This is a genomic window from Salinisphaera japonica YTM-1, from assembly GCF_003788585.1.
Classification (GTDB): domain Bacteria; phylum Pseudomonadota; class Gammaproteobacteria; order Nevskiales; family Salinisphaeraceae; genus Salinisphaera; species Salinisphaera japonica.
Map to the genome: position 1 here is coordinate 1 of NZ_AYKG01000003.1, position 23,126 is coordinate 23,126.

Here is a 23,126-nt window from a genome sequence, read left to right on the forward strand (position 1 = left end):
CGGGTTAGACTGAACGCATCGCCCCATCGAGAGTCAACGATGTGTATTCGTCCTACTCACTTGCTCGGTGCCCTGCTCTGGCTTGTCGTCTGCCAGAGCGCGTTGGCAGCGCCGGCGGCTGATCTATGGCCGCGCTGGCAGGCCCACGACAGCACGTCCAATGCCACGATCGACCACTCGGTGTTCAATCGTTTTCTGGATGACTACGTGGTCACGCATGAGACCGGGCCCAACAGCGTGCGCTACGCCGCTGTCACAACGGCCGATGCCAAGGCGCTACACGGCTATATCGACGCGCTCGAGGCGATCCAGATCGACGACTACACGCGAGACGTCCAACGCGCCTACTGGATCAATCTCTATAACGCGGTGACCCTGGCGTTGGTGATTGATCACTGGCCGGTGGATTCGATTCGCGACATCGATGCCGGCGTGTTCGATAGCGGCCCGTGGGATGAAGAACGCGTGACTGTCGAGGGCGCCCAACTCTCGCTCAACGATATTGAACATCGGATACTGCGCCCGATCTGGCACGACGGCATGACGCACTACGGCGTGAACTGTGCCTCCATATCCTGCCCGGCTCTACGCGCCTCGGCTTACACCGGCGCGAACGTGGCCGATGCACTGGCTGCCAACGCCCGGGCCTATGTCGCCAGCCCGCAGGGCGCGCGTATCAGCAACGGCCGTCTGGTCGTGTCGAAGATCTATCAGTGGTACGGCGCCGATTTCGGCGGACCGGCCGGCGTGCTGAAACATCTGGCACGCCTGGCACCGGCCGACAAGGCCAAGGCTATCGCCACACACGACACGATCGACGGCTATGTCTATGACTGGTCGATCAACAGCCCGCCCAACGTCGAGAAGACGCAGGCGAACGACAACTAGCTACGACGCAACGCGATCGGCGAGACCCACATGATCCGACCGTTTGGCTGGCTGGCGGTCTGGCCGGCGTCTTCCATGGCCACGACGATCTCGCTGTTACGCGCCATCATCTGGCGGGCCGAGGTGCTCAGATCCATCGTGTACTGGCCCGGTGCATGCGGCAGGTCGCCGACCAGACTGGCTTCACCGCCGGGACCGCGTACGTACATGCGCAGCGCTTTACCCTCGGGCACGTCGTAATTCTGCAGCGCCTCGACGGCCAGTGCGTTGTCGTCCTGGCCGGCGGAATGAATCAGCCAGCTCATGCCCGTGGGCTGGTCATAGATCATGCTGGCGTAGGTCGGCTGGGCCGCAGCTTCAACGGGGCCACCGGTCGGCCCGCCCAGCCAGAGCGCGCCGGCCAACAGGATCGCGGCCGTGGAAGCCGCGACAGCCGCGATACGCCAGCGACGCAACGCACTGTCGTTGGCTGCCTCGCGGATATCGCCACGGCCGGTCGGCCGCGTCATGCTCAAGTCATCAGAAATAGCCTGCCAGACGCGAGCCGGCGGCTCGACCGGCGCCAGATCCTCGCCGAAACGGGCCAACCGGGTTTCCCAATCGGCGACCGCACGTGCCAGTTCGGGCTCGCGGGCCATGCGCTCGGCCATGTCGCGGGCGGCCTCGGGCGAAAGCGTGCCCAGCACGTACTCGGCCGCGTCCAGATCCCGATCGTCGTGTTGCATATCGCTCACGAGATAGCCTCTTCGGCGAGACAGTCACGCAGGCGCAGCAGCCCGCGACGAATCCAGCTCTTGACGGTGCCCAGCGGTGCATCCATGCGCTCGGCCAGCTCTTGATGGGTGAGCCCTTCGTAGTAGGCCAGCAAGACACACTGGCGCTGCTCGTCCGACAGATCGCCCAGACACGCGTTAATTGCAGACAGAGACTGCTGATTCTCGTTTTCTTCCAGCGGAGACAAGCTCTGTTCGTCCTCCAGCAGCGTCGCGACCCGATCCGGCTCTTCCGGCATGGCCACTTCCGGCTGCTTGCGTCGCAACATATCCAGCGCGCGATAACGCGCTATCGACAACAACCACGTCAGTGGCGCCCCTCGTTCCGGTGCATACGTATGTGCTTTTTGCCAGATGCGCACGTACGCATCCTGCAAAGCATCCTGTGCACGCTCCGGAGAGCGCAGGATACGCAGCAACAACGAATAAAGTTGCGACGATGTCGCGCTGTAGAGCTTGCGAAATGCCTGCTCGTCGCCTTGTGCCGTGGCAACAAGCCACGCTTCAAGCTGTTCACGCTCGGCCATGAGCAGCCCTTTCATGCGCCAAGCGCAGACAGTGAAGTGTCAGAAGAATCATCATCGGGTTCGATTCGCGATCGATTTCGATAGTGTGGCGCTTCGCGGGGCCGGGCTCAATCGTCTTGCGCTATGCATCAATTCAGCGCGCCGCCACAACTACTGCCCTGACCGGCCGTACAGCCGAAACAGTGATCGGCCACGGCGATCGGTGCGCCCGTCAAATCGGCATCGATCAGCGCAGAAAGATGCGTGGATGCGCCACCGCCCACCGGCAGATCCAGCATCTGGTTGAAGTCACAGTCATAGACATAACCCTGCCAGTCCACACTCACCAGCCCGCGACACATCACGTCGGGCAGGTTGTCGCGTCGATAAGCGTCCTTGAGCAGCTGCATGTAATCACCGTACTGGCCGTCGCGCATCAGCGCGTGGGCATAACGCTTGATCGGCATGTTGGCCAGCGTGAACAGGTTGTTGAACACGATGCCGAACTGTTCGTAAAGAAAACGATGATAATCCGCCTCAAGTGCGGCCTGATCCGGCGGCAAGTGCGCACCGACCGGGTTATAGACCAGATTGAGCGTCAGCCCCGAGCCGGGCTGGCCGTAGCCCTGCTCGTTGAGGATCTTGAGGGCCGCGATACTGGCCTCGAACACGCCCTTGCCGCGCTGGGCATCGACGTTATCCGCCGAATAACAAGGCAGGGAGGCCACGATCTTCACCCCCTGCTCGGCCAGAAACGGGGCCACCCAGTCATAGCCGGGCTCGACGATGATCGTGGGGTTGCAACGATCCATCAGATGCACGCCGCGTGCCCGCGCCGCGCGCATGAAATCCCGGAAGTGCGGGTTCATCTCGGGCGAGCCGCCGGTCACGTCCAGGGTTTCGATGCCCTGCGCGCTCATGAAATCCAGCGCGGTCTGCATCGTGGCCCAGTCCATCAGCTCGGTGCGCTTGGGCCCGGCCTCAACGTGGCAGTGCGTACAGGCGATGTTGCACAGATAGCCCAGATTCATCTGCAGCGTATGCAGCCGTGCACGACGAATCGCAGGGAAATCCGTGGACAGCGCAAGCGTTTCAGCGGTTTCTGCCATGACGCGACTCTGTGATCGATAGTGGCCTAGGGGTGGAGCTTACCAGCCGACAGTGGTTTTAAAGTTGAATCCGGGCCGGCCCGCTTCCATGCTTTGGCGCAGTCAAACGCTTTCGACGGTGATGTCATGCCTCATACCTATCCCGGCCATTTCCCGGCCACGCGCCTGCGCCGCGGCCGCTCGGCTGATTTCTCGCGTCGTCTGGTGCGCGAAAACCGTCTCACGCGGGACGATCTGATCTATCCGATCTTTGTTACTGAAGGCGAAGCGATGGATATTCAGGCCATGCCGGGCCAGAAGCGTCATACCCTGACCGGCCTGGCCGATGAGATCGACGAGGTGGTGGCACTCGGTATTTCGATGATCGTTCTGTTTCCGGTGATCGATCCGAGCAAGAAAACACCCGAGGCCGAAGAAGCCGCCAACCCGGATGGCCTGATTCCCACCGCGATCCGCCAGATCAAGGCGCGTCACCCCGAGCTTGGCGTGATGACCGACGTGGCACTCGATCCCTATACCAGCCACGGCCAGGACGGCGTCATCGATGAGGCCGGCTATGTCCTGAATGACCCGACCATCGAGATCCTGGTGGCCCAGACGCTGGCCCATGCCGATGCCGGCGCGGATATCGTCTCGCCCTCGGACATGATGGACGGGCGGATTCAGGCCATGCGCCATGCCCTGGAGGACGCCGGGCATATCAACACCGTGATCATGTCCTATGCCGCCAAGTTCGCCTCCAGCTATTACAACCCGTTCCGCGAGGCGCTGGGTTCGGCCGGCAATCTGGGCAAGGCCGACAAGCGCACCTATCAGGTCGATCCGGCCAACGGCGACGAGGCCATGCGCGAGGTCGCACTCGATCTCAAGGAAGGCGCAGATATGGTCATGGTCAAGCCGGGCATGCCGTATCTGGATATCATTCATCGGGTGAAGACCGAATTCGGCGTGCCGACGTTCGCTTATCACGTCTCCGGCGAGTACGCGATGCTCAAGGCCGCCATCGACAACGGCTGGCTGGACGAACGCGCGGCGGTCATGGAATGTCTGCTGTCGTTCAAGCGCGCCGGCTGCGACGCCGTTCTGACCTACTTCGCCAAGGATGCGGCCCGCTGGCTGGGCGAGGCGTGAGCCAGCGTATCCTAGTCGTCGGCCCGTCCTGGATCGGCGACATGGTGATGGCCCAGAGCCTGTTCATCGATCTGCGTGCCCGACACCCCAACGCCGTGATTGACGTACTGGCCCCGCCGGTCACCGCCAGTCTGGTGGCCCGCATGCCCGAGGTGGACACCGTGCTCGAAAGCGCGCTGCGCCACGGCGAGTTCGCCTGGGGCAAGCGCCGCGCCGAAGCCGCGCGCGTCAAGACCGGGCGCTATGACCAGGCGATCGTGCTGCAACGCAGCGCCAAGGCCGCGCTGGTGCCCTGGCTGGCCGGTATTCCACAACGCACCGGTGTACGCGGGGAGATGCGTTACGGCCTGATCAACGATGTGCGCACCCTTGATACCGCGCGCTATCCGCTCAAGGCCGAGCACTACGCGCTGCTGGGGCTTGCCGGCGATGGTGATGCGCTCGCGCCCATCACCTATCCTCGCCTGGCCGTCGATACGGATAACCAGGCTGCCCTGACGGCACGGTTTGGTCTTGACCTGTCTCGGCCCATTGTCGGCTTTGCCCCGGGCGCGGCCTATGGCCCGGCCAAGGCCTGGCCGGCCTCACATTTCGCCGAGCTGGCCGCACGCCTGGATGACGACGGCTGGGCCTGCTGGATATTCGGCAGTGCCGCCGATCGCGAGCTGGCCGATGCCATGAAGACGGCCGCCCCGCGCCACGGCGTGGATTTTGCCGAGCGCACGCGCTTGACCGACGTGGTGGATCTGGCCGCCCTGGCCACTCATTTCGTCGGCAATGACACCGGCATCATGCATCTGGCCAGCGCGGCCGCGCCCAGTGTGATCGGCCTGTACGGCTCAACCGATCCGGACTATGCCCCGCCGCTTGCCCCGCGTGCCCAGCGTCTGTGGCGCGGCATGGATTGCTCGCCCTGTCGCGAGCGCCGCTGCCCGTTTGGCCATCAGGCCTGTTTGAGCGAACTATCGGTCGACGATGTCCTGCTGGCGTGCCAACAGCCCGGCACGCCGGCGATCAGAGCCTTGCACGCCGCCCACGGCTATCACTGAGGTTGTCGCCGCTGCGTGACTTGGCCAGTCTATCGGCCAATGCCCACCACGCCGCCTGCCATGACCGATACCTATGCCGTGATCGGCCATCCGATCGAACACAGCCGCTCGCCCGATATTCATGCCCTGTTCGCCGCCCAGACCGGCCAGGACATGCATTATGGGCGCCGCAGCGCGCCGGTCGATGGCTTCGCGGCCTCGATACAGGCGTTCTTCGCCGCCGGCGGTGCCGGGCTCAACGTCACCCTGCCCTTCAAGCAGGAAGCCTTTGAACGCGCCGACACCTTGAGCGAGCGCGCGCAACGCGCCTCAGCGGTGAACACGCTCATGGCGCGTGGCGACGAAATCCACGGCGACAATACCGACGGCGCCGGCCTGGTCGCTGATCTCGTGGGCCGTCTGGGCACGGATCTGGCCGGCGCGCGCGTGCTCATTCTGGGCGCTGGCGGTGCGGTGCGCGGCGTGGTGCCCAATCTATTCGCCGCCGGTGTCGCGCGCATCACGATCGCCAATCGCACACGGGCCAAAAGCCAGTCGGTCGCCGAGAGCTGCCTGCGCATGGGCTCTATCGCGGCCTGCGGCCTGGACGAGGCCCCGTTTGACGCCGATCTCGTGATCAATGCCATCTCCGCCGGACTGGCCGGGGAGATGCCGGCGCTCGATGATCGGGTGCTCACCCGGGCCCGCGCGGTCTACGACATGATCTATGCCGATACCGCCACGCCGTTTCTGCGCTGGGCGCGCGATCGCGGTGTGGCCGGTGAGGACGGTTTCGGCATGCTGGTCGAACAGGCCGCCGAGTCGTTCGCGCTGTGGCGCGGCATACGCCCGGACACCCGGGCGGTGATCACCGCGCTGCGCGGCTGTTAACCGTTACAATAGCGCCATGAGTGCAGAAAACGCCCACAAACTCGACCACGTGCTGCGTGCCGACCGGCCCGACGAGCTGCTCGATCCGGCCACCCATGCCCGGCAGTACAGCACGGTGCGAAAAGCCCACGAGACCGAGCTGATCGAGGACTACGTCGAGCTGATCGGCGATCTGATCGATGCCAAGGGCGAGGCACGCGCGGTCGAGATCGCCCAGCGTATGGGCGTGACCCAGGCCACGGTCGGCAAGATGATCCGGCGCATGACCGAGGCCGGGCTGGTGACCAGCCAGCCGTATCGCTCGATATTTCTGACTGACGAGGGCCGCGAGATGGCACGTATCTCGCGCGAGCGCCATATCGTCGTCCTGCGGTTTCTACGCGCGCTCGGCGTGGCCGAGGCCACGGCCCGCCAGGACGCCGAGGGCATGGAACACCACGTCAGCGACGAAACGTTGGCCGTGTTGCAGCAGTTTGCCGAGCAGCGTGGCCAGTAACGCCGCCCCGGGTCTGACCCACGACTGGCCGACCACCGCAGCCGAGGCCCGCGCGCTTCAGGACACGATCCGCAAGGACGTCGTCGTCGCCCCGCTGGGTGCGTTGCCGATTCGTCATGTGGCCGGCGTGGATATCGGCTTCGAGGACCAGGGCGCCACCACTCGGGCCGCCATCGTGGTCTTTGATGCCGACACACACGAGCGCGTGGACGAGGCCCTGGTGCGCTCGCCGACGCGGATGCCCTATATTCCCGGGCTCCTGTCGTTCCGCGAAGTACCCGGCGCGCTGGATGCACTGGCTGCTCTGCACGTCACGCCGGATCTGTTGATGGTCGATGGCCACGGTATCGCCCATCCCAAGCGTCTGGGGGTGGCCACGCATCTAGGGCTTGCCAGCGGCCTGCCCAGTATCGGCATCGCCAAGAAGCGCCTGGTCGGCACACATGCGACCGTGCCCGAGCAGCGCCTGGCCTGGACACCACTGGTCGAGCGCGACGAAACCATTGCGGCGGTGCTGCGTTCTCGGCCCCGTGTGAACCCGATTTTCGTCTCGCCGGGTCATCGTACCGATCTGACCAACGCGCTGGACTGGTGTATTCGCTTTCTAACGCGCTATCGTCTACCCGAGACGACCCGAGCGGCCGACAAGCTGGCTTCGCACAACAAATAAGCATTTTTTACGGCTTATTTCGTTTTGTCTTGCAACTGTTAAGCTGCCTCGTGGTCTGATTCTATTCGTACATATCTGCACGACAGGTTTTTTATGATCAAACGTCTTTCCACCATCGGTCTGCTCGCACTGGCTGCCGTGTCATTCACGAGCGTGGCCGTGGCGGCCGACGATACCGGCGCTGGCAACAAGCAATCCCAGCAGCTGATGCAGGGCTATCGCTCGGATGCCCAGCAGCTCAAACAGATTCACGACAAGACGATCGAAAACAATCCGCAGCTGGCCAAGCAGCAGAAAGCCTTCGAGAACCAGGTCAAGAAAGCCGTGAAGAAACAGGGCTATGACGTGGATGCCGGCCAGGAGCGTATGGAAAAATACGCCAAGCAGCTTCAGAACAAGGACCTGTCGGACGACAAGCGCAAGGCCGTGATGCAGAAGTTCCAGAGCGAGCGTCAGCAGATGGTCAAGGCGCGTAACGCCGCCATGCAGCAGCCGGAAATCCAGCAGGCCGGCGAGCAGCTGCAACAGAACACGGTCCAGGCGATGAAGAAAGAGAACGGCAAGACCGATCAGATCATCTCGGACATGAAGACCAAGCGCTCCAAGCTGCAGCAGCAGATGGGCAGCGCCGGCCAGGCCGGTGGCAACGCGGGTCAGTAATCGTCCAGCGATAACCCAAGAAAAGACAGCCCGGCCTTCGCGCCGGGCTTTTTTTTGGTTCATCGCAGATTAATGGGACGCTAAGCCGCGCAGGCCACGCGTCCGCAAAGGACGCAAATGAGCGCAGATAACGTTCGATGTGGCATCGAAGCGCCGCGCGCCGCCCGAACGCGTGCGCGCTGCACGTGGGTTATCCCGAAAGACGTCTTTCATGGGCCTTCATCGCAGACTTGATTCGCATGAATAGACCGTAACCACTATTGCCTGTGGTCTCTATTTGCGTTCTATTCGCGTTTATTTGCGGACTGTCATTCTCGAATCCCGGTGATGTGCGACGAGCCTTTTTTGGTTCCGAGTTCGGTTTTGGTTGCTGCGGGGCCTGTCGTCCTCAGATAAGCCATCGCACCGGCCGGCCGATACCCTGTTTCTGGTATCCGGCTCGGCTGGCCGCCGCCGACGAACCGATCATTCAGCCGCCAACCCGCCGTGCGACCCGGCCCACATCGGCGCAATCTGCATCATCTGCGGATCAAACCCCGATGGCATCCAGAGGATGCGCGATCAGGCGTAGGCGTATTCACCGCCACGCGCCAGCGCGCGCTTGTAGGCCTCGCGCCCATGGATACGCTCAATAAACGCTTTCAACCGTGGGTGGCTGTCGCGCACGACGCCGCGCGCCGTACCGGCCTCGATCGGAAAGCTGAGCATGATATCCGCGGCCGTGAACGCCTCGCCGACAAACCAATCGTTATCCGCCAGCTGGTCTTCCAGATAATCGAAATGCAGCTTCTGTTGCGGGCGGATGAACTGTTTCTTGACCTGCCCGGAGATCGCCTTGGCCACGGGCTTGGCCAGCATCGGCGCACGGGTCTCGACACTATTGAAGATCAGTTGCAGCAACAGCGGCGGCATGAGCGAGCCTTCGGCATAGTGCAGCCAGTATTGATAGCGCTCGTAGACCAGACTGTCAGCCGCCGGCGCCAAACGCCCCTGGCCGTGACGGCGCACGATGTAATCCACGATATGGCCCGTCTCGGCCACCGTGTTGTCATCATCGGTGATGACCGGCGATTTACCCAGCGGATGTACGCGCTTGAGTGAGGCCGGGGCCAGATACGTGGCGGGGTCACGCTCGTAGCGCACGACCTCGTAATCCAGATCCAGTTCTTCAAGCAGCCAGAGCACGCGCTGTGAGCGCGAGTCGGCCAGGTGATGCACGGTGATCATGACGGTTGCCGGTTGGATGGGTTCAATACCAGCCTACGCTGTCCACGATCGGTGTTCAGCCGGCGGCGCGCATGCCGCCACCGCCCCCCGGTCCGCTGGGCGGCTGCCAGACATTGCGAACCGCCTGGCGCCCGGCCTGCGGAAAACCGTCGGTAAAGATCAGACGCATGCGCGCGCCCCGGCCCTTGCACTCGATCGCGCCGCGGCGGATATCGAACAGGGCGAGCACGTCGGCCAGCTCACGTAAGAATCGGGGCGATACCTTGCCGCGCTGAACGTGTATCTGGCGATCGTCATCGATACGTAGCCGAAAATTCAAGCGGAAGCGATCAAGCATGCCGCGGCCGTCCTTGGCCTGTGGTTGAAACCCGTGTCAAAGTTTCACCATGAACGATGCACCACGCAACACCGGCGCCGGGCCGACGGTACGAATCGATAAATGGCTCTGGGCCGCGCGGTTCTTCAAGACCCGCAGCCTGGCCACCGCTGCGATCAAGGGCGGGCACGTCGAGCTCGACGGCCACAAGGCCAAGGCCAGCGCAGCCGTGCGTGCCGGCCAGATGCTCAAGATCAAGAAGCCCGAGCAGGTCTTTGATGTCGAAATCATCGCCGTATCCGACAAGCGCGGCCCGGCAAGCCAGGCCGAACAGCTCTGGCAGGAAACCCCGGAAAGCCAGAAACGCCGCGAAGATGAGGCCGCCGAGCGGCGAGCCGCGCGCCTGACCATGCCTCGCCCGACGGCCCGGCCCGATAAGAAATCACGCCGCCGCCTGCGCCGCTTCAAGCAGGGCGAGGACGCCGGCTAACGTCGACAGCGCGCCGGCAGATAGTCGGCCGGCACGCCGTCGGCCCCGCTCGCCGGCGTACAGCGCCAGGTGATGGCACCGGCATCGAAGTGCGCGGCCACCAACAGCACCTTGTCGTCGATGCCGGGGCCGGCGTATTTGATCTTGATCGCCGGGTCATCGGCGTTGTTGTACCACCAGATCCGTTTGACCGCCTGGCCGCTGGCTGCGCCGGTCTCGCTGCTGTTGGGCAGGCCGAGTGCGGCCAGCACGTTGGTCATGTGATTGTTGGCGACCTGCGGCAGCCCGCCGTTGACGGCGTAATACTCGGCAACGGCGTTTTTCACCGGCCCGATTAGCGCCAGCCCTTCGCTGATGTGCGCACGGGCGACATAGTCGCGATACGACGGGATCGCCACCGCTGCCAGGACACCCATCACGGCCACGACGATCATCAGCTCGATCAACGTGAAACCTGCCGTATTTCCCCGTGTCGCCTGCATCCTCGACGCCCCCGCCCGTTTCGTTGCCACCCGCTCGTGTTGTGCCCGAGTGCCACGTCACGCGTCAAAACAGGTTCGGGCGCGCGGCCCATTGCGCCGGCAAAGATCATCTACGCTCAGGGACTTGGCTTATCCTGTGCCGCCACAGACAAGACCGCGCATTGCCAGCCATTGCGCAGGCGGCGGGGCGCCGGGTTACGATGCGCAGACGCTGCGCTGGCCCGGCGCCATACCCCACGGGCAGACCGGGCGCCTTCATTGGTTATTGATGCCGGGCCGCCCTGACGTCTCGCGATACCCGCCTATCACGGCACTCGTGTTCGGGTACCGAGACACTTGATTTTTCGATGCCCTGAAGGGGGCCACATGACACTTATGCCGGCCCTGTCGTTGTGGCCCAATCTGGCGGTGTTTGCGCTCATCGCGGTGATTATCGCCGTGGTGGGCACGCGCCTGACCGCGGTGGCCGATAACCTGGCCGATCGAACCGGGCTCGGCGAAGCGGTGATCGGCGCGGTGCTGCTTGGCGCAGCCACGTCGCTGCCGGGCATCGTGGTCTCGGTAACCGCCGGCTGGCGCGGCGAGGCCGAGCTGGCCATGAGCAACGCGCTCGGCGGTATCGCAGTCCAGACGCTGTTTCTGGCGGTGGCTGACGTGGTCTATCGACGGGCCAACCTTGAGCATGCCGCCGCCTCGACCGCCAATCTGGCCCAGAGCGCGCTCTTGATCATCCTGCTGTCGCTGCTGCTGGTCGCGCCTTACTCGCCGGCGTTGACGATCTTTGGCATCCATCCGGCCACGATTGTGCTGTTCGCGGGGTATGCCTTTGGCCTGCGCGTGGTCAACGATGCCGAGCATTTCCGGATGTGGACGCCGCGCAACACCGAAGAAACCCGCGCGGACGAGCCTGACGACGAGGCCGCGAATCAGGCGCTCTTCCCGCTATGGGGCCGGTTTGTGGGCCTGGCCGCCGTGCTCGGCGTAGCCGGTTATGTCTTGACCAGCGTGGCGACCCGGCTGGGCAGCCAGACGGGCATGGGCGAGACGGCCGTGGGCATCGTGCTGACCTCGGTGGTCACCTCTCTGCCCGAGCTGGTGACCTCGATTGCGGCCGTGCGACGCGGCGCGCTACAGCTGGCCGTGGGCGGCATCATCGGCGGCAACGCCTTTGATTGTCTGTTCGCCGGTGCGGCCGACGTGGCGTATCGCGACGGCTCGATCTATCACGCGGTGTCCGGGTCGACGCTGCTGTGGATCGCCCTGTCGGTATTGATGACGGGCGTGCTGCTGCTGGGCCTGATCCGGCGCGAGAAGAGCGGCCTGGGCAACGTCGGCTTCGAGAGTGCGTCGATCGCGGGCCTTTACGTGCTGGGTGTGGCGCTGTCTCTATTCTTCTGACGCCGTGAAGATCGGCAGATGACCGAGGGCGATCACATCCGCCCAGTCCGCGCGATCGCCTTCGGTGAAGATCGCGGCCTCGCCGGCGATGATCGAACGCGCCTCGTGCATGATCGCCTGCATGGCCTGCAGCGTGGAGCCCGAGCTGATCACGTCGTCGACCAGCACGATACGTGCGCCCTCGACCAGCGCCCGGTCTTTTTCATCCAGATAGAGCGTCTGCTCGTCGCCCGTGGTGATCGAGTGGGTCGTCGCCGATAGCGCATCGCCCATATAAGGCTTGTACGACTTGCGCAGCACCACATAAGGCCGGGCCGTGGCCACCGATAGCGCATGCACCAGCGGGATCGACTTGGCCTCGGCCGTGACCAGCACGCCATAGTCCAGCGCGGCCAGCTTGTTGGCCAGGCCCGTGGCCGCGGCCTGGACCAGTGCGGTATCACCCAGCACGTTCAATACCGCGATCTGCACGCCGTCGGCGACCTCGAACAAAGGCAGCTCGCGCTTGAGGCCGGCGATATCCACGGGGTGCGTCTGGCGGGTCGGTTGCATGATCGGGTCGGGTGGGTCGATGAACGCGGCGTATTGTGCAACAGCGCGGCCGGTAATTCGACGCATGGCCCATCGCGCGCGATGAGACAAGCCGCTACATTGCCCCTACCTGTTTATCTGTGAGGTTCTGTCATGCAGACCCGTGCCGCCGTTCTACGCACCGCCGAGGCCGAGCGCCCCTACGATCAGTCGCGTCCGCTTGCGATCGAAACCTTCGAGCTGGCCGAGCCACGCCCCGGTGAAGTCTTGCTCAAGATCCGTGCCGCCGGGCTGTGTCATTCCGATCTGTCGAGCATCAACGGCAATCGCCCGCGGCCCACGCCGATGGTGCTGGGCCACGAGGCCGCCGGCGAGATCATCGCGGTGGGCGACGGCGTATCGAATTTCGCCGTGGGCGATCACGTGGTCTGCTCGTTCGTGCCCAGCTGTGGCCACTGTGACTACTGCGCCGACGGGCGGGCCGCGCTCTGTACGCCGGGGGCCGCGGCCAACAACGCCGGCACGCTGCTCGGCGGCGATTTCCGGCTGAGCCAGAACGGTGACGACATCTATCACCATCTGGGTGTGTCCGGCTTTGCCGAACATGCCGTGGTGGCCACCGAGTCGTTGGTCAAGATCGACCCCGAGCTGCCTTTCGAGGTGGCCGCTGTCTTTGGCTGCGCGGTACTGACCGGCGTGGGCGCGCTGCTCAAGACCGCCCGCATGACCCTCGGGCAGAGCGTGCTCGTCGTGGGTCTGGGCGGCGTGGGCCTGTCGGCGGTGCTGGGCGCGATCGCCGGCGGTGCCGCCCAGGTCATCGCCGCGGACATCGACGACGAGAAACTGGCCAAGGCGCGCGAGCTGGGCGCGACCGCCACCATCAACACACGCGACGACGATGCGCTTGAGCAGGTGCAGCAGCTGAGCGGCGGCGGCGTGGATCTGGCCGCCGAATTCGCCGGCGTGGCCGCCGCCCTGGAATTCGCCTTCGAAGCCACCGGCAAGGGCGGAACCACGGTGACCGCCGGCCTGCAGCATCCCGATGCACGCATGGCCCTGCCTGCCCTGAAGCTCGTCGCCCAAGAGCGCTCGCTGCTGGGCTCGTATCTCGGCGGCCATGTGCCCAAGCTCGATATCCCCGAATACATCGCGCTCTATCAGGCCGGGCGCCTGCCGGTGGACAAACTGCTCACCCACCGGCTGACGCTGGACGAAATCAACACCGGCTTCGAGCGGCTGGCCGCCGGCGAGGCGATCCGTCAGGTCATCGTCTTTGATTGATGCCGGCTTGTCTGCGCGGCGGCCACCCCAATCATCCGGGCATTGCATCGAACCAAGGCTCGTCATGTCACTACGTGCTCTACTCGTCGCCGCGCTTGTCGGCCTGTCGCTGTCGCCACTGGCCGCACAGGCTGATGCCTCATTCAAGATTATCGGCCAGAACGACCTGCGTTACTCGAAGGAGCATCTGCGCGTGGCGCCGGGCGAATCGGTGACCGTCAAACTGGTCAACAAGTCACACCTGCCGGCCTCGGCCATGGCGCATAATTGGGTGCTGCTCAAACACGGCGCTGATGCCGATGCCTTCGACAACGCGGCGCAGAACGCGCCGGCCAACGATTACTTCCCGAAAGCCCGCGCCGATCAAACCATCGCGCATACGGGCATGGTCGCCGGCGGTAAAAGCGATACGGTGACGTTCACCGCGCCCGACAAACCGGGTGACTACAGCTATATCTGCACCTTTCCCGGGCATTTCGCGGCCGGCATGAAAGGCGTGCTCACCGTCAAGTAGGCCCGCTCGGCCGGCGCGGGCTTGTTCTTGCGGCCGGTCGAACCCAGATCCTATCCATCTATCGCACAAGGATCATCAATGGCTTACGAACGCTTGCTATCACCGATGACGGTCGGTGCCGTGGAACTGCCCAACCGGGTATTCATGGCGCCGCTCACGCGCGCCCGCTGCCCGGATCAGGTGCCGGGTGAAATGCAGCAGACCTATTATGCCCAGCGTGCCGGCGCGGGCATGATCATCTCCGAGGCCACCAATATCTCGGAATCCGCGCGTGGCTATGTCTATACGCCGGGTATCTTCACCGATGCCCAGGAAGCGGGCTGGAAAGACGTGCTGGGGGCCGTTCACGGTGCCGGCGGACGCATGTGCTGCCAGCTCTGGCACGTCGGGCGCGTGGGTCATGAAATGGTGCACCCCGATGGGCGCAAGCCGGTCGCCCCGTCGGCGTTGAAAGCCGAGGGCGCCCAATCGTACGTCGAATTCGAGGATGGCAGTTCCGGATTGCACGACACGGCCACACCGCGCGCACTGGAAACCAAAGAAATCCCGGGCGTCATCGACGAATACCGCCAGGCTGCCATTCGCGCCAAGCGGGCCGGCTTTGACATGGTTGAAGTGCATGCCGCCAATGCGTATCTGCTGCAGCAATTCCAGGCCACCGGCTCGAACCAACGCACCGACGCCTACGGCGGCAATCTGGAAAACCGCGCCCGGCTGACGCTGGAAGTGGTCGATGCCGTCATCGAGGTGATGGGGGCTGATCGCGTAGGCATTCGCCTATCGCCGTTCATCGAGATCTTCGGCCTGAGCGACGACGAGCCCAAGACCATGGCCTTCTACATGGCCGAGCAGCTCAACGAGCGCGGCCTGGCCTATGTGCACGTGGCCGAACCCGACTGGGCCGGCGGCGATGTCTCCTTGAGCGCTGATTTCCGCGCCGCGATGCGCGAGCGCTTCACCGCCGGCGCACTGTTGTTCAACGGCCACTACACGGCCGACAAGACCGAAGCCCTGATCGCCGACGGCTTAGGCGACGGCGCCTCCTTCGGCCGGCCTTATATCGCCAACCCGGATCTCGTCGAACGCTTCCGCCAGAACGCCGAACTCAACGAGCCCGATCCCAGCACCTTCTATGGGGGTGACGAGAAAGGCTATACCGACTACCCGACGCTCGCCGAGCAGAAGGGCTAGGGTCTAGCTCAAGTAGTCGGCGACAAGCCGGGGCATTCGCTCCGGCTTTTTTATGCGCGTCCGAAAAAACGTTTATCCGCAGATGGACGCAGATGACGCAGATTTTGGCTTGGCGAGCGTCGACGATCAGGGCTGAATAATAAGACGCTCGCTCGTCTTAGCGTTAAGCGAAGATGAAGACAGAAATTTTTTGTTTTTCATTCTCACTCAACACACGCCCACGCCTTGAGCAATCATTCAGCCGTAAACGTCCACGGCCACCAAGCCCAAATCTGCGTCATCTGTGTAAATCTGCGGATTAAAAAGAACGTGCCCCAGAGTCAGCCAGAAAGCGCCTGCACACCGTGGCTTTAAGACAAAATCCAGTTGTCTTTTATTTCCACGCAACACAAGCCCACGGCTCGCGCCATCATTCAGCCGTAGGCTTCAACGGCCACTAAGCCCACATCTGCGTCATCTGCGTAAATCTGCGGTTTAAAAAGAACGCCCCGCAAAATCACCCAGAAAGCGCCGCAGCACGCCCGCGTCGGCGCGCCCACCACCACAGGGCCAGGCAGCTCAGCAGGATCAGGGCGCCCAGGGCCGCGCTGGGCAGATGGGCGATCGCTTCGGCCGGCCCGGAGGTGGGCGCCAGGTGATCGAGGGCCAGGCCGGTCCATTCCACGGCGGCCACGAGGCCGGCCACGGCCACGGACAGGGCGGTGATCGCCAGGTTGAAGCCCAGACGTCGGCGACTGTCGGCGCCCCAGCGATATGCCCGCTGCATCAGCCAGCCGTTGATCGAATCCAGGCTCGTCATGCCGGCTGCAAACAACAGTGGCAGGGCCATGATCGTCCACGGCGGCCAGCCGGCATGTTGCGCGGCACCGGCCGAGAGCCCCAGCAGAGCGACTTCGGTGGCCGTGTCGAAGCCCAGACCGAAGACGAATCCCAGCGGATACATCTTCCAGCCGCGATCGATCCACGCCGTGCTGCGGCCCACCAGGCGCGACAACATGCCTTGGCCCGGGCGGGATTCGTCCACGGACGTCGACCGGCCGGCGTAGCGCTGCCACAGCTGCCAGACGAGCCGCGCGTTGAACGCGGCCATCACACTCAGGAACGTGGCCGAGGCGACGGTGCCGATCACGCTGCCCAGTGCGGCGATCCCCTCCAACCGGCCCGCCAGCGCACCGGCGGTGAGGACCACGAGCACGCACAACAGGAATACAACGGTCGAATGGCCCGCAGAGAAGGCAAACCCCACGAACGCGGGCGATCGCTCGTCGTCGATGAGTTTGCGCGAGACGTTATCGATGACCGCGATATGATCGATATCGAAGGCGTGTCGCAGCCCCAGCAGATAGGCCAGCCCGCCCAGGCCAAACAACAGTGTGCCCTGGGCCGCACCGGCCACGAGCAGCGCGATACCGGCCAGATGCAGGGCAGCGATCATTGCGATCAATGCCCGCGGCGGCCGCCGGGTCTGAGAATACGTCACCTGCATGCCTTGTCTTGTTGATGTATCAGCCCGCGTTCAACGGCTCGGTCGCCCGGCACAACGAGCACACCACCCCGCCCTGATAAGCCGAATACAACACGTCCGGACGCTCGAAATCCGCCTGGCAGGACTGGCAGGTATGGACATCGGCCGAGGGCGTGCCGTCGGCGGTAAAACGCGGCGAATCGATGCCGTCATCATCGCGGGCCAGATAATACCGCCCGCCGGTGAGTGCCGCCAGAATTGGCGGCAACACCCCACCAACACTCACCGCCACCAGCGGCGAATAGGACGACAGAAACGCGCCCAGCAAGCCGAAATAGGCCGCGATCGCCAACCCCGCCGAGGCCACGAATGCGATCGTGCCCACCGGATTGACGGCATACAGCATGCCACGCCTGAACTCCGGCTCCTTGGGCGACAACCCAAGCAGATATTTGTTGATCACGATATCCGTGGCCACCACCACGACCCAGGCGATCGCGCAGTTCGAGTAAAAGCCCAGAATATTGCCCAGCACGGCAAACATGTTGCCTTCCATGAGCGCCAGGGCGATTGCCAGGTTGACCACGACGAACACGATGCGCCCCGGGTAGTGACGGGTGATGCGGGTGAACGCATTGGTCCAGGCCAGCGAGCCCGAGTAGGCGTTGGTGACGTTGATCTTGATCTGGCTGATGACGACCAGGATCACCGATAGCGTCAGGGCTGCCCACAGGGGCAGCATCTCGGAAAAGATCGAGACGAACTGGCGTACCGGCTCGGTGGCCGCCGAGTCGGCGACCTTGGACATCAAATAGAAGGCCAGCAGCGCACCGATCATCTGCTTGGCCGCGCCCAGAATCACCCAGCCCGGCCCGGCGGCCAGCACGGCGGCCCACCAACGCCCGCGGTTCTCACGGGTCTTGGCCGGCATGAACCGCAAGTAGTCGATCTGCTCACCAATCTGGCCCATCAGGGCGAGACAGACGCCCGCCCCCAGCATGACGGCCGCGATACTCACCCCGCCGTAACCCTCGGTGCCCTGGTAGGCCATCCAGTCGCCCAGAATAGCCGGCTGGCTGGATACCAGATAAATCACCGGGGCCGCCATAAGAATCAGCCAGAACGGCGTGGTCCAGAGCTGGAGCTTAGACAACGCCTTCATGCCGTAGATCACAAGCGGCAACACGATGAGCGTGGACGCCAGATAGCCGGCCCATAACGGCACGCCCAGCCCCACCAACAAGCCCTGGGCCATGATCGAGCCTTCCAGGGCAAAGAAGATGAACGTAAACGAGGCAAAGATGATCGCCGTGAGCACCGAACCGTAGTAGCCGAAACCGGCCCCGCGGGTGATCAGATCCAGATCGATGTTGTAGCGCGCCGCGTAGTAAGCCACCGGCAAGCCGGTGACGAAGATCAGGGCCGCGGCGAACAGGATCGCCAGAATCGCATTGACGGTGCCAAAACTGATGGCGATGCTCGCCCCGATGGAGAAATCCGCCAGATAGGCGATGCCGCCGAGCGCGGTGATGGCGACCGTGCCCGTGCTCCAGCGCCGGAACGAGTGCGGCGCATAGCGCAGGGTGTAATCTTCCAGCGTTTCGTTCTTCTTGGCCGTTTCGGTATCGATCGAACGGCCGATCTGCTCGGCGGTCGTTGCCACGTCTTGCTCACGTTTTGTAAACGATGTGCGGGCTGGAGCAAGTGTCGTGCCAGATCGAGCGGGCCCTCAGACCCAGGTGCCGGCGATCACGGGGTCTGATTTGCCTTGTTTAGGTGCGGCTGCACCGTTTTGTATCAGGCCAGTAATCCTTCGCGTTCGATAAAGGCCACGATCTCGGCCGTGCCCTGCCCGCCACGCAGGTTGGTGAACAACGTCGGCCGTGATCCGCGCATCATCCTGGCATCGCGATCCATCACCTCGAGCGAGGCACCCACCATCGGGGCCAGATCGATCTTGTTGATCACCAACAGATCCGAGCGCGTGATGCCCGGCCCGCCCTTGCGCGGGATCTTGTCGCCCGCCGATACGTCGATGACGTACAGCGTGAGGTCGGAGAGTTCCGGCGAGAACGTGGCCGCGAGGTTATCGCCGCCGGATTCAATGAAGATGATATCCAGATCATCGAATTCCGCGGTCAGCTGATCGATGGCGGCCAGGTTGACCGAGGCATCCTCGCGGATCGCGGTATGCGGGCAGCCGCCGGTTTCCACGCCGCGGATACGGGCTTCGGGCAGTGCTCCGCTACGAATCAAAAAATCCGCGTCCTCGCGGGTATAGATATCGTTGGTCACGACGGCGATCGAGTATCGATCGCGCAGGGTCTTGCACAACGCATCGGTCAGGGCGGTCTTGCCCGAGCCGACCGGGCCACCGATACCAACGCGAAGCGGGGTCTTGTCAGTCATTGTCTGGCTCTATCTCGAATTCAGGAACGATAAAGACGCGAATACAGGGTTTCATGCCCGGCCGAGGCCATCGCCAGCCCGGGCAGCGAGCCACCCAGCTGGTCGTCACTTAGTGCGGTGGCCCGGGCAACGCCGGCCGGAATATCGCCGGCCAGCTCGAAGAGCAATCGCTGGCCGGCCGTCTGGCCCAGCGGCACGAGCTTGACGGCCGCCAGCACTTGGTTCTCCAGCCAAGCCCAGGCCATGGCCGACAGGCTGTCCGTGACCGCGATCTGCCAGCGCGTGGCGGCCAGCGCCCAGAGCGCAGCGAAGGTTACAGCCGGCGCATGGGCCCGGCCGAGGCGCCAGTCCGCGGCTTCGGTCATATCCATCGCGCACAGAAGATTGGCCAGCGCATGACCGAGATGGCGCTCCTGGGCGCGTCGCTCGGCGGTCTCACGCATGGCCAGCAGTCGGGCGCTCCAGGTTGTCACGTCATCAATCGACGCCGCCCGCCAGGCCGTATGCAGCCGCTGCGTGATTGCCAGGTCGCCCGGCACGACACTGTAGGTGAACGCCCCGCGCAGCCAGTCGGCGACGGCATCGACGTGGGTGATCTGGCCGTCGGCCACGGCGGTTTCCAGACCCTCGGAATAAGCAAAGGCGCCAACGGGCAGCGACGGGCTGGCCAGCTGTAGCAGGCGCTGGAGCGCTAGGCCCGGCTGGCCGTCACCCATGAGCCTGGCGGGGTGTCTCGTCCAGTGCGGCGGTATGATCCGCATGGCCATGCCCGTGGGAATGCGGGTGATGATGCCCACCCGCAGCGTGGGCATGCCCTTCGTAGGCGCCCGGCTCGGGCTGAAAGGCACAGCAGCAGGCTCTGGGGGTCACGCCGAGCCCGGCGACCATGGCATCAAGCACGTGATCATGGCGATAGGCCACCGCTTCGCAGGTTACCTGCAGCGGCACGTGACGATTGCCCAGGTGATAACAGATCCGGTTGAGCAGCAGCCGATCGTGACAGTGCACATAGGACAGTGCTTCCGGCGCGGCGGCCACACGTACACACACCGAGCGCTCGGCATCGGTAAGCACGTCACCGTCGACCAGAACACTGCCACGCGCCAGCTGTATGCCGGCTTCGCGTCCGTCGTCGAGCACCACGCGCTGGCGCGATTTCTGGCGGGCATCGAAATCCAGCGTCACGGTGGTATGAATCAGCGCGGGCGCCGCATCTTGTTTTCTATCGAGTCGTATCATGGGTTCTGCCCGGTTGCCGGGTCTTTTGGTGTCGCGCATCGCGATCGCGGGAACAGGCGCCATCCGGTGCGCTCAGAACAGGAAATAGCGCTGTGCCAGCGCAAGCTCTGTGGCCGGCTCACAGGTTAACAGCTTGCCATCGGCACGCACTTCGTATGTTTGCGGATCCACGTCGAGATCGGGGCAATAATCGTTGTTCTTCATGTCGGCCTTGGACAGCGTTCGTGTGTTGCGTACGGCCACCAGCCGCTTGCCAAGGCCCAGCCGTTCGCCAATGCCGGCATCGATGGCGGCCTGTGAGGTGAACGTCACCGATGTGGCCGCGGTTGCGCGGCCAAAACCGGCGAACATGGGCCGATAATGAACCGGCTGCGGTGTGGGGATCGAGGCGTTGGGATCGCCCATCGGCGCCACCGCGATCATGCCGCCCTTGATCACCAGGGCCGGCTTGGCCCCGAAGAACGCCGGTTTCCAGAGCACCAGATCGGCCAGCTTGCCGACTTCCACCGAGCCCACCTCGTGGGCGATGCCGTGGGTGATGGCCGGGTTGATGGTGTATTTGGCGATATAGCGCTTGGCGCGGGCGTTATCGGCCGTCGTGTCGTCATCCAGCGGGCCACGCTGCAGACGCAGCTTGTGTGCGGTCTGCCAGGTCCGGGTGATCACTTCACCCACGCGGCCCATGGCCTGCGAGTCGGAGGCGATCATGGAAAACGCGCCCAGGTCATGCAGGATGTCCTCGGCGGCGATCGTCTCGCGCCGGATACGCGAATCGGCAAACGCCACGTCTTCGGCGATCGCCGGGTTCAGGTGATGACAGACCATGAGCATATCCAGATGCTCATCCACCGTGTTGGCGGTATACGGCCGCGTCGGGTTGGTCGAGGACGGCAGGATATTGGCCTTGCCGGCCGCCACGATGATGTCCGGCGCATGGCCGCCGCCGGCGCCCTCGGTGTGATAGGTATGGATCACCCGGTCGCCGAAAGCCGCAAACGTATCCTCGACGAAACCCGATTCATTGAGCGTATCGGTATGAATCGCCACCTGTACATCAAGGGCATCCGCCACGCTGAGACAGTTGTCGATGGCTGCGGGCGTGGTGCCCCAATCCTCGTGTAGCTTGAGCCCGGCCGCACCGGCCACGATCTGTTCGTGGAGTGCTTCGGGTTGGCTGGCATTGCCCTTGCCCAGAAACGCCAGATTCATGGGAAAGCCTTCGGCGGCCTCGAGCATGCGGTGCATATGCCACGGCCCGGGCGTGACCGTGGTGGCCTTGGTGCCCGTTGCCGGGCCGGTGCCGCCGCCGATCATAGTGGTTACACCGGAAGCCAGGGCCTCCTCAATCTGCTGCGGGCAGACATAATGGATATGCGAGTCGATACCACCGGCCGTCAGAATTTGGCCTTCGCCGGCGATGATCTCGGTGCCCGGGCCGATGATGATATCGATCGCGTCCATGACATCCGGGTTGCCGGCCTTGCCGATCCCGCTGATACGCCCGTTTTTGATCGCCACGTCGGCCTTGACGATGCCCCACCAGTCCAGAATAACGGCGTTGGTGATGACCGTGTCGGCCGCCGTTTCGTTGGTGGCCTGGCTCTGGCCCATGCCGTCACGAATGACCTTGCCACCGCCGAAGGAGACCTCGTCACCGGGCTGGCCGATATCGCGCTCGATCTCGATCGTCAAGGCCGTATCGGCCAGGCGTAGACGGTCACCGGTCGAGGGGCCGAACATTTCGGCGTGGGCGCGTCGGTCCATATCGGTCATGTGTTGTCTGCCGTATCAAGGGCGCCCATCACCGCGCCGCGAAAGCCATAGACCCGACGTGCACCGACATAGGGCACCAGCGTGATCCGGCGCGTATCGCCGGGCTCGAAACGCACGGCGGTGCCGGCGGGCACGTCCAGACGATGCCCGCGTGCGGCATCGCGATCGAACACGAGCGCCGGGTTGGTTTCAGCAAAATGATAGTGCGAACCCACCTGAATCGGCCGGTCGCCGGTGTTGGCGACATCCAGCGTCAGGCGCTCGCGGCCGGGGTTGATCTCGACACGGCCAGCGCGGGGCAAAAGTTCTCCGGGATGCATCAATGGACTCCTATACGATGGGGTCGTGCACGGTCACGAGCTTCGTGCCGTCGGTGAACGTGGCCTCGACCTGTACCTCGGTCAGCATTTCCGGCACCCCGTCCATGACGTCTTCACGCGTGAGCAACGTGCGTCCGTGGGCCATCATGTCAGCCACGCTGTACCCGGCACGCGCGCCCTCCATGAGGGCAGAGGCGATATAGGCCATCGCCTCCGGATAATTGAGTTTCAGGCCCTTGTCTCGTCGACGCTCGGCCAGCAGGCCGGCCGAAAAGATCAGCAGTTTGTCTTTCTCGCGAGGTGTCAGTTCCATCGTCTCTACCGTTTAAGCCGCGGGC

The 23,126-nt window shown here is 63.9% G+C and carries 27 protein-coding genes; 12 read left to right on the forward strand and 15 right to left on the reverse strand.

Annotated features, from left to right (window positions below; translation table 11 throughout):
- Window positions 1-39: 39 nt before the first annotated feature.
- Complete coding sequence (locus SAJA_RS01650) at window positions 40-888, forward strand: DUF547 domain-containing protein (protein ID WP_123656925.1); 849 nt, start codon at window positions 40-42, stop codon at window positions 886-888.
- Here SAJA_RS01650 and SAJA_RS01655 read toward each other — a convergent pair.
- The 3 genes from SAJA_RS01655 to arsS all read right to left on the reverse strand — a co-directional run bounded on the left by SAJA_RS01655 (window position 885) and on the right by arsS (window position 3,276).
- A complete protein-coding gene (locus SAJA_RS01655; protein WP_123656926.1) occupies window positions 885-1,622 on the reverse strand; it encodes an anti-sigma factor in 738 nt (245 codons plus the stop codon). The genes SAJA_RS01650 and SAJA_RS01655 overlap by 4 nt on opposite strands.
- Window positions 1,619-2,188: a sigma-70 family RNA polymerase sigma factor gene (locus tag SAJA_RS01660; protein ID WP_123657012.1), complete on the reverse strand. Its 570-nt coding sequence runs from the start codon at window positions 2,186-2,188 to the stop codon at window positions 1,619-1,621. Before SAJA_RS01660 ends, SAJA_RS01655 begins: the two co-directional genes overlap by 4 nt.
- 128 nt (window positions 2,189-2,316) lie before the next feature.
- Window positions 2,317-3,276: an arsenosugar biosynthesis radical SAM (seleno)protein ArsS gene (gene arsS / locus SAJA_RS01665; RefSeq protein ID WP_123656927.1), complete on the reverse strand. Its 960-nt coding sequence runs from the start codon at window positions 3,274-3,276 to the stop codon at window positions 2,317-2,319.
- 126 nt (window positions 3,277-3,402) lie between these two features.
- Here arsS and hemB point away from each other — a divergent pair, with 126 nt between their 5' ends.
- The 6 genes from hemB (at window position 3,403) to SAJA_RS01695 (ending at window position 8,152) form a co-directional block, all read left to right on the forward strand.
- Entirely contained in the window at window positions 3,403-4,407 is a 1,005-nt protein-coding gene (hemB, locus tag SAJA_RS01670; RefSeq protein WP_123656928.1) for a porphobilinogen synthase, read from the forward strand.
- Complete coding sequence (waaF, locus tag SAJA_RS01675; protein ID WP_184999703.1) at window positions 4,404-5,456, forward strand: lipopolysaccharide heptosyltransferase II; 1,053 nt, start codon at window positions 4,404-4,406, stop codon at window positions 5,454-5,456. Before hemB ends, waaF begins: the two co-directional genes overlap by 4 nt.
- 60 nt (window positions 5,457-5,516) lie before the next feature.
- Window positions 5,517-6,326: a shikimate dehydrogenase gene (aroE, locus tag SAJA_RS01680; protein WP_123656930.1), complete on the forward strand. Its 810-nt coding sequence runs from the start codon at window positions 5,517-5,519 to the stop codon at window positions 6,324-6,326.
- Window positions 6,327-6,342: 16 nt separating this feature from the next.
- Window positions 6,343-6,822: a manganese-binding transcriptional regulator MntR gene (gene mntR / locus SAJA_RS01685; protein ID WP_123656931.1), complete on the forward strand. Its 480-nt coding sequence runs from the start codon at window positions 6,343-6,345 to the stop codon at window positions 6,820-6,822.
- The gene (gene nfi, locus SAJA_RS01690) at window positions 6,812-7,492 is read left to right on the forward strand and encodes a deoxyribonuclease V (protein WP_245963200.1); all 681 of its coding nucleotides are present in this window, start codon (window positions 6,812-6,814) and stop codon (window positions 7,490-7,492) included. The genes mntR and nfi overlap by 11 nt, the downstream gene beginning before the upstream one ends.
- A gap of 93 nt (window positions 7,493-7,585) precedes the next feature.
- A complete protein-coding gene (locus SAJA_RS01695) occupies window positions 7,586-8,152 on the forward strand; it encodes a hypothetical protein (protein WP_123656932.1) in 567 nt (188 codons plus the stop codon).
- A gap of 561 nt (window positions 8,153-8,713) precedes the next feature.
- Here the strand turns inward: SAJA_RS01695 and SAJA_RS01700 are convergent.
- Window positions 8,714-9,379, reverse strand: coding sequence for a glutathione S-transferase (locus SAJA_RS01700; RefSeq protein WP_123656933.1), 666 nt, complete (start codon window positions 9,377-9,379; stop codon window positions 8,714-8,716).
- Window positions 9,380-9,434: 55 nt separating this feature from the next.
- Complete coding sequence (locus SAJA_RS01705) at window positions 9,435-9,716, reverse strand: DUF3634 family protein (protein ID WP_123656934.1); 282 nt, start codon at window positions 9,714-9,716, stop codon at window positions 9,435-9,437.
- A 49-nt stretch (window positions 9,717-9,765) separates the two neighbouring features.
- Between SAJA_RS01705 and SAJA_RS01710 the strand changes: the two genes are divergently transcribed.
- Window positions 9,766-10,185 carry an RNA-binding S4 domain-containing protein gene (locus tag SAJA_RS01710; protein WP_123656935.1) on the forward strand — a complete coding sequence of 140 codons (420 nt, stop codon included), beginning with the start codon at window positions 9,766-9,768 and terminating at the stop codon, window positions 10,183-10,185.
- Here SAJA_RS01710 and SAJA_RS01715 read toward each other — a convergent pair.
- Complete coding sequence (locus SAJA_RS01715; RefSeq protein ID WP_123656936.1) at window positions 10,182-10,667, reverse strand: pilin; 486 nt, start codon at window positions 10,665-10,667, stop codon at window positions 10,182-10,184. The two genes, SAJA_RS01710 and SAJA_RS01715, sit on opposite strands and share 4 nt — an antisense overlap.
- A 366-nt stretch (window positions 10,668-11,033) precedes the next feature.
- Between SAJA_RS01715 and SAJA_RS01720 the strand changes: the two genes are divergently transcribed.
- Window positions 11,034-12,065, forward strand: a complete 1,032-nt coding sequence (locus SAJA_RS01720; RefSeq protein WP_221180085.1) for a sodium:calcium antiporter — start codon at window positions 11,034-11,036, stop codon at window positions 12,063-12,065.
- On the opposite strand, the gene SAJA_RS01725 is transcribed toward SAJA_RS01720, so the two are convergent.
- Window positions 12,054-12,683 (reverse strand): phosphoribosyltransferase family protein, encoded by a 630-nt coding sequence (locus SAJA_RS01725; protein ID WP_221180086.1) that lies wholly within the window; start codon window positions 12,681-12,683, stop codon window positions 12,054-12,056. The genes SAJA_RS01720 and SAJA_RS01725 overlap by 12 nt on opposite strands.
- A gap of 66 nt (window positions 12,684-12,749) precedes the next feature.
- On the opposite strand from SAJA_RS01725, the gene SAJA_RS01730 reads away from it, so the two are divergent.
- From SAJA_RS01730 to SAJA_RS01740, 3 genes are all read left to right on the forward strand, one after another.
- Window positions 12,750-13,877, forward strand: a complete 1,128-nt coding sequence (locus SAJA_RS01730; RefSeq protein ID WP_123656937.1) for a zinc-dependent alcohol dehydrogenase family protein — start codon at window positions 12,750-12,752, stop codon at window positions 13,875-13,877.
- Window positions 13,878-13,941: 64 nt separating this feature from the next.
- Window positions 13,942-14,391, forward strand: a complete 450-nt coding sequence (locus tag SAJA_RS01735; RefSeq protein WP_123656938.1) for a plastocyanin/azurin family copper-binding protein — start codon at window positions 13,942-13,944, stop codon at window positions 14,389-14,391.
- Between the two features lie 78 nt (window positions 14,392-14,469).
- Entirely contained in the window at window positions 14,470-15,582 is a 1,113-nt protein-coding gene (locus SAJA_RS01740) for an alkene reductase (RefSeq protein ID WP_123656939.1), read from the forward strand.
- A 496-nt stretch (window positions 15,583-16,078) separates the two neighbouring features.
- Here SAJA_RS01740 and SAJA_RS01745 read toward each other — a convergent pair whose 3' ends face one another.
- From SAJA_RS01745 to ureA, 8 genes are all read right to left on the reverse strand, one after another.
- A complete protein-coding gene (locus SAJA_RS01745; protein ID WP_184999704.1) occupies window positions 16,079-17,062 on the reverse strand; it encodes a HoxN/HupN/NixA family nickel/cobalt transporter in 984 nt (327 codons plus the stop codon).
- 25 nt (window positions 17,063-17,087) lie between these two features.
- Window positions 17,088-18,710: a purine-cytosine permease family protein gene (locus SAJA_RS01750; RefSeq protein ID WP_123656941.1), complete on the reverse strand. Its 1,623-nt coding sequence runs from the start codon at window positions 18,708-18,710 to the stop codon at window positions 17,088-17,090.
- Between the two features lie 134 nt (window positions 18,711-18,844).
- Window positions 18,845-19,456, reverse strand: coding sequence for an urease accessory protein UreG (ureG, locus tag SAJA_RS01755; protein WP_123656942.1), 612 nt, complete (start codon window positions 19,454-19,456; stop codon window positions 18,845-18,847).
- Window positions 19,457-19,476: 20 nt separating this feature from the next.
- Complete coding sequence (locus SAJA_RS01760; protein ID WP_221180087.1) at window positions 19,477-20,268, reverse strand: urease accessory protein UreF; 792 nt, start codon at window positions 20,266-20,268, stop codon at window positions 19,477-19,479.
- Window positions 20,165-20,695, reverse strand: coding sequence for an urease accessory protein UreE (ureE, locus tag SAJA_RS01765; protein ID WP_123656944.1), 531 nt, complete (start codon window positions 20,693-20,695; stop codon window positions 20,165-20,167). The genes SAJA_RS01760 and ureE overlap by 104 nt, the downstream gene beginning before the upstream one ends.
- Before the next feature lie 72 nt (window positions 20,696-20,767).
- Window positions 20,768-22,468 carry an urease subunit alpha gene (gene ureC, locus SAJA_RS01770; RefSeq protein ID WP_123656945.1) on the reverse strand — a complete coding sequence of 567 codons (1,701 nt, stop codon included), beginning with the start codon at window positions 22,466-22,468 and terminating at the stop codon, window positions 20,768-20,770.
- Window positions 22,465-22,788: an urease subunit beta gene (locus tag SAJA_RS01775; protein ID WP_123656946.1), complete on the reverse strand. Its 324-nt coding sequence runs from the start codon at window positions 22,786-22,788 to the stop codon at window positions 22,465-22,467. The genes ureC and SAJA_RS01775 overlap by 4 nt, the downstream gene beginning before the upstream one ends.
- A gap of 10 nt (window positions 22,789-22,798) precedes the next feature.
- Window positions 22,799-23,101, reverse strand: a complete 303-nt coding sequence (gene ureA, locus SAJA_RS01780; RefSeq protein WP_123656947.1) for an urease subunit gamma — start codon at window positions 23,099-23,101, stop codon at window positions 22,799-22,801.
- Window positions 23,102-23,126: the final 25 nt, after the last annotated feature.

Excerpts from the sequence above, each read along its gene's own strand:
- SAJA_RS01650 (WP_123656925.1), top strand. The coding sequence starts at position 40 with ATGTGTATTCGTCCTACTCACTTGCTCGGTGCCCTGCTCTGGCTTGTC.
- SAJA_RS01660 (WP_123657012.1), bottom strand. The coding sequence starts at position 2,188 with ATGGCCGAGCGTGAACAGCTTGAAGCGTGGCTTGTTGCCACGGCACAA.
- arsS (WP_123656927.1), bottom strand. The coding sequence starts at position 3,276 with ATGGCAGAAACCGCTGAAACGCTTGCGCTGTCCACGGATTTCCCTGCG.
- hemB (WP_123656928.1), top strand. The coding sequence starts at position 3,403 with ATGCCTCATACCTATCCCGGCCATTTCCCGGCCACGCGCCTGCGCCGC.
- aroE (WP_123656930.1), top strand. The coding sequence starts at position 5,517 with ATGACCGATACCTATGCCGTGATCGGCCATCCGATCGAACACAGCCGC.
- mntR (WP_123656931.1), top strand. The coding sequence starts at position 6,343 with ATGAGTGCAGAAAACGCCCACAAACTCGACCACGTGCTGCGTGCCGAC.
- SAJA_RS01695 (WP_123656932.1), top strand. The coding sequence starts at position 7,586 with ATGATCAAACGTCTTTCCACCATCGGTCTGCTCGCACTGGCTGCCGTG.
- SAJA_RS01700 (WP_123656933.1), bottom strand. The coding sequence starts at position 9,379 with ATGATCACCGTGCATCACCTGGCCGACTCGCGCTCACAGCGCGTGCTC.
- SAJA_RS01705 (WP_123656934.1), bottom strand. The coding sequence starts at position 9,716 with ATGCTTGATCGCTTCCGCTTGAATTTTCGGCTACGTATCGATGACGAT.
- SAJA_RS01710 (WP_123656935.1), top strand. The coding sequence starts at position 9,766 with ATGAACGATGCACCACGCAACACCGGCGCCGGGCCGACGGTACGAATC.
- SAJA_RS01715 (WP_123656936.1), bottom strand. The coding sequence starts at position 10,667 with ATGCAGGCGACACGGGGAAATACGGCAGGTTTCACGTTGATCGAGCTG.
- SAJA_RS01720 (WP_221180085.1), top strand. The coding sequence starts at position 11,034 with ATGACACTTATGCCGGCCCTGTCGTTGTGGCCCAATCTGGCGGTGTTT.
- SAJA_RS01725 (WP_221180086.1), bottom strand. The coding sequence starts at position 12,683 with ATGCGTCGAATTACCGGCCGCGCTGTTGCACAATACGCCGCGTTCATC.
- SAJA_RS01730 (WP_123656937.1), top strand. The coding sequence starts at position 12,750 with ATGCAGACCCGTGCCGCCGTTCTACGCACCGCCGAGGCCGAGCGCCCC.
- SAJA_RS01735 (WP_123656938.1), top strand. The coding sequence starts at position 13,942 with ATGTCACTACGTGCTCTACTCGTCGCCGCGCTTGTCGGCCTGTCGCTG.
- SAJA_RS01740 (WP_123656939.1), top strand. The coding sequence starts at position 14,470 with ATGGCTTACGAACGCTTGCTATCACCGATGACGGTCGGTGCCGTGGAA.
- ureG (WP_123656942.1), bottom strand. The coding sequence starts at position 19,456 with ATGACTGACAAGACCCCGCTTCGCGTTGGTATCGGTGGCCCGGTCGGC.
- SAJA_RS01760 (WP_221180087.1), bottom strand. The coding sequence starts at position 20,268 with ATGCCCACGCTGCGGGTGGGCATCATCACCCGCATTCCCACGGGCATG.
- ureE (WP_123656944.1), bottom strand. The coding sequence starts at position 20,695 with ATGATACGACTCGATAGAAAACAAGATGCGGCGCCCGCGCTGATTCAT.
- ureC (WP_123656945.1), bottom strand. The coding sequence starts at position 22,468 with ATGACCGATATGGACCGACGCGCCCACGCCGAAATGTTCGGCCCCTCG.
- SAJA_RS01775 (WP_123656946.1), bottom strand. The coding sequence starts at position 22,788 with ATGCATCCCGGAGAACTTTTGCCCCGCGCTGGCCGTGTCGAGATCAAC.
- ureA (WP_123656947.1), bottom strand. The coding sequence starts at position 23,101 with ATGGAACTGACACCTCGCGAGAAAGACAAACTGCTGATCTTTTCGGCC.